Below are 12,544 nucleotides of genomic sequence, written 5' to 3'. Positions count from 1 at the left end.
TTATTCCTTGCCCCACTCCTGTGTTTCAGAGCCCCAGTCAGACATGCTCATGGACTTGGCGACTTGTTGGCGCAAGGTTTCCGTCGAAGTGACTGCATCAACGCCGCCATCGAGAAGGGAAACATCGCAGGTGATCAGATTTTCGCCGTCCATCCAGTAGCAGTAATGGTAGTACTTTTCCTCTCCGTCGGGTTTCAGGTAGAGAAAACTCTTTTCCCCGACACTTGTGACCCAGCCTTGGAGATCGTTTGTTTCCAGCGAATACATTTCCCCGCGTTCCAAGACCGTGACCTCGTAGCTGTTGTCTTTGCCTTTGGCGAGTTTCACCTTTTTCACTTCCGCCTCTTCGGATGCATTGACCCATGTGCCAATCAACGCCTTGTTGATTTCCTCAGAGCCCGGTTTTCCCAGTGAATAGTCCAATCCGACGGGACAACCTGTCATGAGCAATACCATGATCGGCAAAAGGGCAAGCAGCGTATGTTTCACTTTCATAATTCTTGGGTTGGGATTAAGATCCAAATGCAAAAGCCTAGCAAAAGGTACACCAAATTTTGAAGAAATTTAGTAGTTGTAGAATCCGCGTCCGGTTTTGCGGCCAAAATGGCCTGCATCGACCTTTTTTTGCTGGACTCTGCTCGGCCTGAATTTCTCGTCATGGAAAAATGCTTCGTAGAGTGACTTGGTCACTTCATGGTTCGTTTCCACACCGATCAAGTCCATCAGCTTGAAGGGGCCCATCTTGAAACCGACATTTTCCATCAGGCGGTCGATCGTTTCGTGATCCGTACCGTTTTCCTCCAACAGTTTGAGGCTTTCCAGATAATAGTGTCGCGCGACACGGTTCACAATGAAGCCGGGTTCGTCCTGTGCGTGCACCGGAGTCTTGCCCATTTTCTTTGCCAAGGCAAAGGTCACATCGCTCACCCAAGCCTCTGTTGCTGCACCCGAGATCACCTCGACGAGCTTCATGATCGGCGCCGGATTGAAAAAGTGCATGCCGATCAGGCGACCTGGAACCTTCAATCCTGCTGCAATGCGGGTAATCGGAATGGTGCTCGTATTGCTCGCGATGATCGCATCCTCCGTGTTGATCGCCTCGATTTCGCGGAGAACCTTTTGCTTCAGGTCCAGATTTTCCAGAATGGCCTCGATGATGATGTCGGCTTTAAGGTCGCCCAAATGGCTGGTGATGACCAGGTTGTCAAGCACTTTTTGACGGCCTGCATCGTCCATCTTGCCACGGCTTACCGAGTCATTCAGGAACTTTTCAAAGTAGGCTTTGGCATCCTCAAGCATTTGAGGATGAATATCATACACCGTTGATTTGTAACCAACCAATGCTGCCGCCAGCGCAATGCCGCGTCCCATGACGCCTGCACCGATGACCGCTACATGATGGATGTCTTTGATCGTTTTCATCTCAATAAGGATTCAAAACCTGAAACTGCTGAAGGAAGCGAAGGTCATTTTGTGAGAACAAACGCAAGTCGTTGATGCCGTAGCTCAACATCGCGATGCGCTCAATGCCCATCCCGAAGGCGTAGCCGCTGTACACATTGGGGTCGATGCCGCAGTTTTCCAAAACCGCCGGATCGACCATGCCGCAACCCAGGATTTCGACCCAGCCGCTGTGTTTGCAGACATTGCAGCCTTTGCCGCCACAGATCATGCAACTCACATCCATCTCAGCGCTGATCTCTGTGAACGGGAAGAAGCTTGGGCGCAACTTCACCTTGGTCTCGGAACCAAACATCTGCTTGGCAAAGTAATCCAGCACTTGCACCATGTCGGGAAAGGAGACGTCCTTGTCCACGTAAAGCCCTTCGACCTGATGGAAGAATGCGTGGGCACGGGCCGAAACGGTTTCATTGCGGTAGACCTTGCCTGGCGCGAGGATGCGAATGGGCGGCTTTTGATCCTTCATCACGCGAATCTGCACGTTGCTCGTATGCGTGCGCAGGAGCATGTCGTCGCTCAGGAAGAACGTGTCTTGCATGTCGCGTGCCGGATGGTCCTCGGGCATGTTGAGGGCCGTGAAGTTGTGCCAATCGTCTTCGATTTCAGGGCCATCGGCGATGACGAAGCCGATTTTCTCAAAAATGGAGACAATGCGGTTTTGTACGATCGACAATGGATGCCTTGAACCGACAAAATGCGGGTCGCCCGGCAAGGTCAGGTCGGCGGGCGCACTGCTGCTGCGTTTGGCGGGTGCCTCGGACTGCAATTCGGTGAAGCGCACCGTTGCAGCATTCTTGAGCTCGTTCAGCAACTTCCCGAATTTGCCTTTTTCGGGGCCGGGGAGGTCCTTGAAGTCCTCAAACAGCTGACTGATCGATCCTTTTTTGCCCGTGAAAAGCCGCTTGAATTCCTCTGCGTCCGTGCCCGCGTAGGCGGCAAGCTCGGCATGGACGGCATTGATCTTATCTTCCATTCTTAAGAAATGTGCTGCAAAATTACGATTCTGCGGGGAATTGTAGGCGGTCTTGGGCGCCAAGGGCTGCGATTATTTTATTTGGCTTTGCCCGAATTTGCCGATTGATGCTTTGGAACCATCGGTCACTTCATCCGAAACAACTGCCTTAGCGAAAACAAATGCAGCATCATCGCAAACGGGGCCACAAACCCGGGCAACCAAACCATCGGCCAATAGGCGACCATGTAGTTGGGTGGGGTGAAGACGCCAATCTGTGGGACGGAAAGCATGGCTGTAATTACAATGTTGAGCAGGAGCCCCATGCCGATCAAGTTCCAGACGATGGCCAACTTCTTGTTTTCGCGCCCTCCTCCGAATGCCAGCCAGCCAACAATCGGCGCCGTGATGCCGGCGATGATGTCAAAATTCCATCCTTCAAAGGTCATCTGTTCGGGACAATTGCCATCCCGGAAATGCAGCCAAAGCACCACTTCGACCAAGATCCGAAACGCCTGAAGGTAAATGAGAAATATCGGATGCAAAACATCCAAAAACTCCCCGAACGAACGCTTGAAGGTCAAAAACAAAATCACTGCGAATGGAACGATAATCGTCACCGTTACACGCGGTGGCATGGAGGTGAAATTGGCAAAGAAGCCATTCGTACTCAAGAGAAACAGTCCTCCCAGCCAAGAAAACATCCCCAAAATCGCCAGATAAAGAATGCTCGTATAATTCGGATGTCTAATGCCGCGCAATCCGACCACCAAGCCTTGGACAATTACCACGAAGACAAACAGTGTGATGACCAGAAAAAGAATGGTGGGCAGCGGAGTAAATTGAGGAGGATTCATGGACGTTGTGCGCGATTTTTTTTATGCTTCGACTAAAATTCTATCAGAAGTTGGCAGGCCAAAAAGTAAGCTAATCAAGTAATTCTTGAACGAAAAAGCTTCTTTTTTTCGAGCTAGATCGGGAGACCGCTGCTTTTTGAGGGGATTTGGTGCTGATAAATGGAATATTAATAAATTCTTAATAGCTTCATATTTCGGTGCCGGTTTGGCAGGTAGGTAGTATTGGATCTGAGAAATTTCAAAGGTATGAATCGATTGGCTTCCCTTCTTGTAGGGCTGTTTTGCGTTTCTTCATTGTTTGGTCAGACGTTCACGTCGACAGTCAATCAGACAATCCCAGACAACAACACAACAACGATTTACACGCTCACCGTGAGTGGTTTGGCACCGTTTATCGATACCACTTACGGTTTGGAGTCTGTCTGCATCAACATCCTGCACACCCGTGACTCGGACATGGATGTCAGGCTCGAAGCACCGAATGGTGTCATCATCAAGCTTTTTGCCGGGGTCGGTGGGAGCGGGGACAATTTCACCAATACCTGCATGACCGGATTGGGGACACCCATTGCTTCGGGAACTGCCCCGTTTACCGGTAGCTACCTCTGCCAAGGTTATTTAGGCGATGTCAACATGGGCCAAAATCCCAACGGGGTCTGGAAGTTAAGGGTAAAAGATACCGCCGCGCAAAGGGTGGGCACATTGGTGGATTGGAGGCTTACCTTCAGCGCAAATCCTGCCAAGCCTTTTCCTTTCTATTCGAGCAATCTACCCATCGTAAAGCTCACAACGCTGGGAACTCCGATGGCCAATGATCCGAAGGTGCCGGTCAGGATGCAAATCATCGACAACGGCCCGGGCAATCGCAACTACACCAACCAGACCAATTATGCGTTTGTCGGGACGATCATGGCCGAATGGCAAGGGTTTACCGGGCCTACCTATCCCAAGAAAAACTATGATTTTGAACTCGTCGACAGCCTTGGCTTCGAATTGGACACCAATTTGTTGGGATTGCCCGTGGAGCACGATTGGATTTTCAAGGCAGAATACCTGGACCGCACCTTGATCAAAAACACGATTACCTATGAAATGGCAAGGCGGATGGGTGTCTATGCGCCACGGACAAAGGCCTGTGAAGTGCTTGTAGATGGCGTCTACAGCGGTTATTATACATTGACCGAAAAAATCAAGCGCGACTCCAACCGCGTCGACATTGCCAAACTGAAGACGACCGATACTGCCGGCGTTGATTTGACCGGGGGATACATCATTGAAATGAACATCAACGGCGATCCTGCTGGATGGAATTCGATTTATCCTCCCATCAACGACCTCACCTGCAACTATCCAGTGGAGTTCAAGTTTGTCTATCCCAATGCAACGACCATCTTGCCTGTGCAGAGAAATTACATTCACGCTGTGGTCGACTCTTTTGAAAATGTGCTGAATGGGCCCAATTTCGCTCACCCGGATTCTGGATATCGGAAGTTCATCAAGGTCTCCAGCTTTGTTGATTTCTTGATCGTCAACGAATTCAGCGTCAATTATGACAGTTACGGACGAAGCACATTTTTGTACAAGGAAAAGGCGACCGATGGCGGCAAGCTCAAAATTGGTCCGCCTTGGGACTATGACCGCGCCATGGACTATACCCTGCCGGCCCGCACAAGCGGCTGGGTTTGGGAGATGACCCACCCCTATTGGCCATTTCCGTTTTGGTGGAGCAAGCTTTGGACGGAACAAGACTATCGCAAGCAAGTCGCCTGCCGTTGGTCGATGCTCCGGGAAAATACATTGAGCGACACCGCATTCACCACGTTGATCGACAGCCTCTACGGACTGGTCAACGAGGCGCAGTCCCGCAATTTTGTGAAGTGGAATCTGCTGGGTGGTCAAACTTATGACGTCCACATGGATTCCCTCCGAAGCTACATGGGGCGGCGATTGGCTTGGATGGACCTCGAACTCGATTCCGAGAATGTTGCCCCGCCCGTCTTTTATCTGCCAACCGATACGGTCGTATGCAATGCCACCCTTTATGACGCAGGCTTCAATGGCACCCAGTTCGACTACAACTGGCAACCCGGGCCTGATACATCCACCATTGTTTTCACCACACCCGGCACCTACGGTTTGCTGGTGACCGACCAATGGGGTTGCTATGCGCGAAAAGAAATGGATGTTGCAATTTCCATTCCCGACGCCAGCTTCTCCGGCCAACAAGTCGCCCAAAGCTTGGATTGGAATTTCTCTCCAACCGTGCAAAATGCGACGAGTTATCTTTGGGATTTTGGGGATGGTGACACCTCCACTTCCGTCAATCCAATGCATTCCTATGCCACAGACGGCGCTTACGTGGTCACCTTGATCCTCACGGATTCGATTGGTTGTCAAGACACATCCAGTATTTCCATCCAGTTTGTTTATGTAGGCCTTGCAGATGGCAACGAAATGCGCGGTGACATTTACCCGAACCCCTTCTCCAATAAGTTACAGGTTGCATTGGACCATCCCACGGTGGAAGCTTGTACCATCGAACTCCAAAACGAGCTCGGGCAAGTCGTGATCAGGCAGGAAGGGGAGGCGGGCACCCAACTGTTCACCCTTGGCACGGGAAATATCCCTGCGGGACTCTACGCCTTGCGCGTCAAGTCGTCGGATTTTGTGCTGGTGAAAAAGGTGGTGAAGTTGTAGGTGCAGGAAATTTATCCGACAACCTTGGAAGGGATGACCTATTCGCTCCCTAAGGCGCTCCCCGCCACCCAGCCCGTCGTCCAGGCAGCCTGAAAATTGTATCCGCCAGTGACCGCGTCGATGTCCAGGATTTCGCCAGCGAAAAAGACGCCCGGCAAAACCTTGCTTTCCATGGTCTTGAAGTTGACCTCGCTCAGGCGCACGCCGCCGCAGGTCACGAATTCATCCTTGAAGGCACTTTTGCCCGTGACTTTGTAGGTTCCAGCGACCAATTCGGTGGCGAGGGCTTGTAACTGCTGCTTGCTCAGGTCGCCCCAATTGGCGTGGTCCGAAATTTTGGCTGCCGTGCAAAGTGTGTTCCAGAGGCGGTTGGGCAAATCGAATGGGTTTTTGCCCTGCACCTTGCGGCGCGCCTGCACCTCTTTTTCCTGTCGCAAGCGTTCCTGCATCTGCTCCATGGAGAAGATCCCCAACCAATTGACGACACAATCAAACCCATAGCCCAATTCCGCGAATGTCCGTGCCCCCCAAGCGCTCAGCTTCAAGATGGCCGGCCCGCTCATGCCCCAATGCGTGATCAACAGCGGCCCCCTTGCGCTCAAACCCTTCCCGCTTTGCGAGGACACGGTGCTCACACGCACCTCCGCATCCGGTACGGACAGCCCTTGCAAGCCTTCGATGCGCGGGTCGCTGATGTGAAAGGTAAACAGCGACGGCACGGGCGGTTCGATGGTATGGCCGAGCTTTTCGAGGATGGCCCAGATGGTTTTGGTGCTGCCCGGCGCGACCAAGACGCGGTCCACCACCAGCGGATTGTCGCGGGCGATGTCGATTTGCCAGCGGCCATCGACGGGTTCGATGCCGATCACGGTGCGCTTGGCAAGCATGGAGACGCCTGCCGCCTTGGCGGCTTGCCGGAGGCATTGTACAATGGTTTCGGAATCGTCGGTGACGGGAAACATCCGGCCATCGTCCTCGGTTTTGAGGGCCACCCCGCGGCTTTCAAACCAGCCCACCGTATCGCCGCTGCAAAATGTATTGAAGGGGCCCATCAATTCGCGGCCGCCACGCGGATAGTATTTCACCAATTCGCGGGGGACAAACTCCGAAGGGCAGACATTGCAACGCCCGCCGCCCGAGATGCGGACTTTTTCCAGAAAGTCGCCGCCCCGCTCCAAAATCGTGACGGTATGCTCCGGATGCAGCTCCGCACAGCGGATAGCCGCAAAAAATCCGGCGGCACCGCCGCCAATCACTGCGATATGCAATCCATTTTTCATGTGGCGGCAAATTAGCCAAAATTCGAACGGCGAACCCGATCCTGCTTTTGGAAAATGCCAGCTTCAGGTTCGAACAAGCACCAGCCAGTCTATTTCGGATTCTGCAGGGATTCGCGTAAATTCATTTCATGAAATCCCTGCACTTCGTTTTTTGCATCGCTTCTATGCTGTGCTTTAGCTGTTCCACGCTCGGCGGCGGCCCCAAACTTCCCGAAAAGCGGCCGGCGGATTTCAAAATCACTTTTTACGAAGGCGGAGGGATGCTTCCGGAGAGCGAAACCTATTTTATCACGGAAGACAGCGCAGGTCGGGAGAGTTTCTTTCAGCAAAGCAACAACCGCTGGGTCTTTGAGCCCGAGAAGGCCAAACTCGATGACTTCTATAATAAGGTTCGCGCATTGAATCCGACAGGCATTCGTGCCAGGGAGGAGGGCATCGTCCATGACCGTGGCGGTGTGTCGATGCAAGTTTCTTATGAGAAGGTCACGGTCAATGTCGACAATGCCGGCGGTAGTTTTGTCGTTGACGAAGATCAACAGCGGTTCAATGACGTTTATGCTCTCGTAGCTAGTTTTGTCTCCGACGGATTGCATTCGCGGTTGGTCCCTGTCAAATTTCTCATCGAAATGACCATGGAGGATACAACCGTAGAAAGCTGTTCCATCCGATTGAGCAGGGAGGAAGTTATGAGCTGGGAAAAGCAGCAGCCAAAGGGTTTGTCCTCGGAATACATCCTGAACGTTTTGCCCGGGCAATACCATTTGAATGGTTGGGCCAAGGTTGGTGTGCGCTCGTTATCCATCGATGAGGATGTTGAAATTTCCTCAGGTAGGCACGACTTCCACATTCTCCTGAAAAGCGATACCTTTGAACTCAAGCAACAGTAGAAATCATGTCTGAATTCCAGAGACTCAAAAGAGCAGTCAGCAGTTGGATCGGTGGCGTCCGTCACCGCAAGAAGCGGCGTTTATCTACTTATCAAGAGGATGACGCCCTGTTGATCCTCAACGATTTGGGGTGGAAAATGTCTCCCGAGGCCTTGGAACACGTGGCGGGTGACAGCTTGCGCCGCGAAGATTTTCTGATGCAAATTTATGCGGCCGAAGATGATCTGGGTGTCGACTTGATCCGCGACAACGTCATGCTCAACCCCGATCTCGACCCCAAAGTCTATGAAATCGAAAGCAAAATCGGCTTTACGGTGATGTTCAAAGGCGAGGAATACTTGGTCGCTGAATTCGCTTGGGAGAAGAAAACAACAGTGAATCCGGCAGCGGATCCCACTTTCTAGCACATCACAAAATCTTAATCTCTCGGTTCAAGATTTCTTTTGTAGCTTTGTCTGGCAAATATCAAGAATATTTGCGCCATGCCTTTTTCACATAAAATTCTCTACGAAGGTCTCACTTACGACGACGTTCTACTATTGCCTGCCCACTCTTTGATTTTGCCAAGAGATGCGAGCACAGCAACCTTTTTGACCCGCGAAATCAAGCTCAACATTCCATTGGTTACTGCAGCCATGGATACCGTCACCGAATACCAAATGGCCATCGCCATGGCAGTCGAAGGCGGTCTCGGGTTCGTCCACAAAAACATGAGCATCGAGATGCAGGTGGAGCATATCCGCCGCGTCAAACGCCATGAAAGCGGATTGATTGTCGATCCGATTACGCTCAGCCCGGAAGATACCCTCGCCCGTGCCTCGGCCATCATGTCTGAAAACAAAATCGGAGGCATTCCCATCGTGAACGCTGCGGGTATGTTGGTCGGGATCATCACCAACCGCGACCTCCGTTTCCAAGCCGCCGACGGCCGCACGATCGGTAGCCTGATGACCTCGCAAAATCTCATCACCGCTCCGGAAGGCACGACCCTCGAGGAAGCCGAGCAGATCCTGCAACGCCACAAAATCGAGAAGTTGCCCGTGGTGGACAAAACCGGCCGCCTCACCGGCCTCATCACCTACAAAGACATTCTCAAGAAGCGCAACTTCCCGAACGCCTGCAAAGACCACCTTGGTCGCCTGCGCGTCGGCGCAGCCGTAGGCGTTTCAGGCGACACGCTCGACCGCATTACCGCGCTCGTCCACGCAAGCGTGGACTGCATCACCGTCGACACCGCCCACGGACATAGCCAAGGCGTACTCGACATGGTCAAGCGCATCAAGCAGCTTTTCCCCGAACTCCAAGTGGTGGCAGGCAACATTGCCACACGCAGCGCAGCCGAAGCCCTCGGAGATGCCGGCGTCGATGGCATCAAGGTCGGTGTTGGTCCGGGTTCGATTTGCACCACCCGCGTGGTGGCGGGCGTCGGCGTTCCGCAGTTGTCTGCGGTCATCGAGGCGGCCAAATACACCCTCAAGGCAGGCATCCCGCTCATCGCAGACGGCGGCATCAAGTATTCGGGTGATATCCCCAAGGCAATCGCCGCCGGTGCAAGCACGATCATGGCCGGTGGACTGTTTGCCGGTACGGAAGAGAGCCCAGGCGAAACCATCCTCTACGAAGGTCGCAAGTTCAAAAGCTACCGTGGCATGGGTTCGATCGAAGCCATGAAAGAAGGAAGCAAGGACCGCTATTTCCAGGACGTCGAAGACGATATCCAAAAATTGGTTCCTGAAGGCATCGTCGGACGTGTTCCCTTCAAGGGCAATGTCTCCGAAGTGGTGTATCAACTCGTCGGCGGCCTGCGTGCAGCGATGGGTTATGTCGGTGCAGCCGACATCAGGGCTTTGCAAGAAGCATCCTTCGTACGCATCACCTCTGCAGGTTTGCGCGAAAGCCATCCGCACGATGTGCAAATCACCAAGGAAGCGCCCAACTATTCACGCTCCTGATTCGGGGAGAATCGGGGAGATCAATTCAGCAGATCCAAAGCAAGATTGCAATGAGCGAAGTCAAAAGAGTACAAGAATACAGCAACGATCAAATCACGGTTCGGTTTGATCCCAATATCTGTCAGCATTCCGCGGTTTGCATCAAGGAATTGCCCTCGGTGTTTGACATCCACCGCAAGCGGTGGATCGATGTGAATGGCGACAGCATCGACAAAATCGTGGACTTGGTCAAAAAATGCCCGAGTGGCGCATTGAGCTATGCCTTGGCACAGCAACCGGAGCCCGAACCCGTGGAGGAAGTTGAACCCATTCTGATCACAATCGTCCCCAACGGTTCGGCGCGCATTGTCGGCAAGGTGCGGATCGTGGACTTGGAAGGCAACCTGATCATGGAGACGGAGAAGTGTTCGCTGTGCCGTTGTGGCCTTTCGGAGAAGAAGCCTTTCTGCGATGGCGCGCACAAACGTGCGGGTTGGCAGGGAGAAGCGCATTCACAGCCGCAAAATCCCGCCTAGTCAAAAAATATTTTTCGCCTGTTTGCCGGGTCGAATCGGTGCCTATCCGATTTGGACCTGAGGGATTGCCAGTTGTACTTGGGCCATTCGGCACCATGTCCTGGAGTTTAATAGCGATATGATTCTGGTCACAGTGGTTGCGGACGGGAAGAAATTCAATGCGCCTAATTTTGCCTCCGAATTCAATTTCGGTCAAAGCTTATGTTCATTTTCAGCAACGTCCTTACGATCTCACTCACCCTTTTTGCAGTGATCGATATTTTGGGAAACATTCCCACGATGATCGATTTGCGCAGCAAAATGGGAGACATTCCCGCCTTGAAGGCGACCCTGATTTCGGGTGCGATCATGGTCGGATTCTTTTTTGTGGGGGATCAATTGCTTTCGCTGATCGGCATCGACGTGCATTCCTTTGCGTTGGCAGGCGCGGTGGTCATTTTTATCGTGGCGATGGAAATGGTGCTTGACCGCGAATTTTTCAGGCAACACAGCAATCCCATGACGGGAACCGTGGTGCCTTTGGCTTTCCCGCTGATCGCCGGGGCCGGAACCTTGACGACACTCGTTTCCCTCAAGGCGGTCTTCACGACGGCCGACATTCTCCTGAGTGTATTCATCAATCTCATCATCGTCTATGTTGTGATTCGCAGCATTACCCTGATCGAACGCATTTTGGGTCCTAGCGGAATCGCCATTGTGCGGCGCGTGTTCGGGATCATCCTCTTGGCCATTGCCATCAAGATTGTGAGCAGCAATATCGGCAAGGTAGTCGGTTCGGATGCGTCGCCCGCAGCCGTGGAATCCACTTTGGAAATGGAAGCACCCGAGGAGGCTTATCCTATTGATTGAAGTTGAAAGCAAAGCAGGCTGCCATTCGTCAGGCACAGCTCCTCCGTTTCAATCCCAGCGAATTTCCCCCTATTTTTGATGCCATGAAGATTCGCATTGGCTTCTCCCTTCCTGTATTGGCCTTCATCGGGCTGTTTGGCTTTTGTGTTGCAGGTTGCGGCGGGAGCAGTGAAGAAAGTCAATCGGCAGAGAAGACCTACGTGATGGAGCCGCTGATCGGCGTGGACACGACCAAGCCGCTGATCACACCCGAGGAGGAAGCCGCGATGCGCCAGCGCCTGCTCATCCCTTACAAGGAAGGCGGCTTCTGGGGATTTACCGATTCGAGTGGCGCGGTCGTCATTGCCCCGAAATATGAAGAGGCGGGTGCCTTTCTTGACAATGGGCTCACCGTGGTCAAGACAGGTACCGGCTTTGGCTTGCTCAACAAAAATGGAGTGGAGGTCGTGCCCCCGATTTTGCCCAACCGCATTCTCGACTGTGGCTGCGGCGTCTATGGCTTCCAACAGACAAACGGCTTCGCTTTGGTCAACAAACAAGGCAAACGGATCGACCGTGGACAGGTAGAGAAGGTGATGACCGATTGCCATGAAGATCGCTTGGCCATCTTTCAAGACGGGCGATGGGGCTATTTAGACAGCAAGGGTCAGACCCTGATTGCCGCAGACATGGATCAAGTTTTCCCCTTTTATCACGGCGTCGCGCCGGTTCGCAAGGCCGGACAAAAGGCTTGGATGCTGATCGACCGGAACGGAAAGTCCCTCGGCGCAGATCGTTTTGAGGTGATGTACCCGTTGCAGGAAGGATTTGGAGTCGGCATTCAGACCGATCCTGTGGGCCGCAGCAAATACGGGGTCATCGACTCGACAGGAAAACCATCGTTCCGTTTCAATTTGCCCGCATCGCGGGGACATTCACGGGAAGGTTTGTCGCCTGTGCCGCCTACGATCCCTACGAATTGGAAAGCAAAGGCATCACCGAGGAGGCAAACACGTGGTTTATTTACGACCGCCAAGGAAACAAAGTCGGCGAAACCCACTACGGGCTTTGGGACGAATTCTCCGAAGGCCTGATCGTCGCCCAAAAAGGGGAGA

Annotated in this window: 12 protein-coding genes; 7 read left to right on the top strand and 5 right to left on the bottom strand. The window is 52.8% G+C overall.

Annotated elements, in window-relative coordinates; translation table 11 throughout:
- From IPN95_14270 to IPN95_14255, 4 genes are all read right to left on the bottom strand, one after another.
- Nucleotides 1–495 carry a hypothetical protein gene (locus IPN95_14270; GenBank protein MBK9450539.1) on the bottom strand — a complete coding sequence of 165 codons (495 nt, stop codon included), beginning with the start codon at nucleotides 493–495 and terminating at the stop codon, nucleotides 1–3.
- Between the two features lie 69 nt (nucleotides 496–564).
- Nucleotides 565–1,422, bottom strand: coding sequence for a 3-hydroxybutyryl-CoA dehydrogenase (locus tag IPN95_14265; GenBank protein ID MBK9450538.1), 858 nt, complete (start codon nucleotides 1,420–1,422; stop codon nucleotides 565–567).
- Between the two features lies 1 nt (nucleotide 1,423).
- Nucleotides 1,424–2,434, bottom strand: a complete 1,011-nt coding sequence (gene pheS, locus IPN95_14260; protein MBK9450537.1) for a phenylalanine--tRNA ligase subunit alpha — start codon at nucleotides 2,432–2,434, stop codon at nucleotides 1,424–1,426.
- A gap of 125 nt (nucleotides 2,435–2,559) precedes the next feature.
- Nucleotides 2,560–3,270 (bottom strand): hypothetical protein, encoded by a 711-nt coding sequence (locus tag IPN95_14255; protein MBK9450536.1) that lies wholly within the window; start codon nucleotides 3,268–3,270, stop codon nucleotides 2,560–2,562.
- Between the two features lie 246 nt (nucleotides 3,271–3,516).
- Between IPN95_14255 and IPN95_14250 the strand changes: the two genes are divergently transcribed.
- A complete protein-coding gene (locus tag IPN95_14250; GenBank protein ID MBK9450535.1) occupies nucleotides 3,517–5,967 on the top strand; it encodes a CotH kinase family protein in 2,451 nt (816 codons plus the stop codon).
- Nucleotides 5,968–6,005: 38 nt separating this feature from the next.
- Here the strand turns inward: IPN95_14250 and IPN95_14245 are convergent, their stop codons facing one another.
- The gene (locus IPN95_14245) at nucleotides 6,006–7,247 is read right to left on the bottom strand and encodes an NAD(P)/FAD-dependent oxidoreductase (protein MBK9450534.1); all 1,242 of its coding nucleotides are present in this window, start codon (nucleotides 7,245–7,247) and stop codon (nucleotides 6,006–6,008) included.
- 164 nt (nucleotides 7,248–7,411) lie between these two features.
- Here IPN95_14245 and IPN95_14240 point away from each other — a divergent pair, with 164 nt between their 5' ends.
- From IPN95_14240 to IPN95_14215, 6 genes are all read left to right on the top strand, one after another.
- Nucleotides 7,412–8,134: a hypothetical protein gene (locus IPN95_14240; protein ID MBK9450533.1), complete on the top strand. Its 723-nt coding sequence runs from the start codon at nucleotides 7,412–7,414 to the stop codon at nucleotides 8,132–8,134.
- Nucleotides 8,135–8,139: 5 nt separating this feature from the next.
- On the top strand, nucleotides 8,140–8,538 hold the full coding sequence (locus IPN95_14235; GenBank protein MBK9450532.1) for a hypothetical protein: 399 nt from the start codon (nucleotides 8,140–8,142) through the stop codon (nucleotides 8,536–8,538).
- 78 nt (nucleotides 8,539–8,616) lie between these two features.
- Nucleotides 8,617–10,086, top strand: coding sequence for an IMP dehydrogenase (gene guaB / locus IPN95_14230; GenBank protein ID MBK9450531.1), 1,470 nt, complete (start codon nucleotides 8,617–8,619; stop codon nucleotides 10,084–10,086).
- Between the two features lie 50 nt (nucleotides 10,087–10,136).
- Complete coding sequence (locus IPN95_14225; GenBank protein MBK9450530.1) at nucleotides 10,137–10,601, top strand: (4Fe-4S)-binding protein; 465 nt, start codon at nucleotides 10,137–10,139, stop codon at nucleotides 10,599–10,601.
- A 201-nt stretch (nucleotides 10,602–10,802) separates the two neighbouring features.
- Complete coding sequence (locus IPN95_14220; GenBank protein MBK9450529.1) at nucleotides 10,803–11,450, top strand: MarC family protein; 648 nt, start codon at nucleotides 10,803–10,805, stop codon at nucleotides 11,448–11,450.
- A 2-nt stretch (nucleotides 11,451–11,452) separates the two neighbouring features.
- A complete protein-coding gene (locus IPN95_14215; protein ID MBK9450528.1) occupies nucleotides 11,453–12,523 on the top strand; it encodes a WG repeat-containing protein in 1,071 nt (356 codons plus the stop codon).
- The last annotated feature ends 21 nt before the right edge of the window (nucleotides 12,524–12,544 follow it).

The organism is Bacteroidota bacterium (assembly GCA_016718825.1).
Taxonomy (GTDB): Bacteria; Bacteroidota; Bacteroidia; order J057; family JADKCL01; genus JADKCL01.
The sequence above is the reverse complement of the archived record's forward strand: the minus strand, read 5'-3'. Positions and strand labels throughout refer to the sequence as shown.

Bases quoted from the DNA above. Each gene is read 5' to 3' on its own strand.
- IPN95_14270 (MBK9450539.1), bottom strand. From the start codon at position 495: ATGAAAGTGAAACATACGCTGCTTGCCCTTTTGCCGATCATGGTATTG.
- IPN95_14265 (MBK9450538.1), bottom strand. From the start codon at position 1,422: ATGAAAACGATCAAAGACATCCATCATGTAGCGGTCATCGGTGCAGGC.
- pheS (MBK9450537.1), bottom strand. From the start codon at position 2,434: ATGGAAGATAAGATCAATGCCGTCCATGCCGAGCTTGCCGCCTACGCG.
- IPN95_14255 (MBK9450536.1), bottom strand. From the start codon at position 3,270: ATGAATCCTCCTCAATTTACTCCGCTGCCCACCATTCTTTTTCTGGTC.
- IPN95_14250 (MBK9450535.1), top strand. From the start codon at position 3,517: ATGAATCGATTGGCTTCCCTTCTTGTAGGGCTGTTTTGCGTTTCTTCA.
- IPN95_14245 (MBK9450534.1), bottom strand. From the start codon at position 7,247: ATGAAAAATGGATTGCATATCGCAGTGATTGGCGGCGGTGCCGCCGGA.
- IPN95_14240 (MBK9450533.1), top strand. From the start codon at position 7,412: ATGCTGTGCTTTAGCTGTTCCACGCTCGGCGGCGGCCCCAAACTTCCC.
- IPN95_14235 (MBK9450532.1), top strand. From the start codon at position 8,140: ATGTCTGAATTCCAGAGACTCAAAAGAGCAGTCAGCAGTTGGATCGGT.
- guaB (MBK9450531.1), top strand. From the start codon at position 8,617: ATGCCTTTTTCACATAAAATTCTCTACGAAGGTCTCACTTACGACGAC.
- IPN95_14225 (MBK9450530.1), top strand. From the start codon at position 10,137: ATGAGCGAAGTCAAAAGAGTACAAGAATACAGCAACGATCAAATCACG.
- IPN95_14220 (MBK9450529.1), top strand. From the start codon at position 10,803: ATGTTCATTTTCAGCAACGTCCTTACGATCTCACTCACCCTTTTTGCA.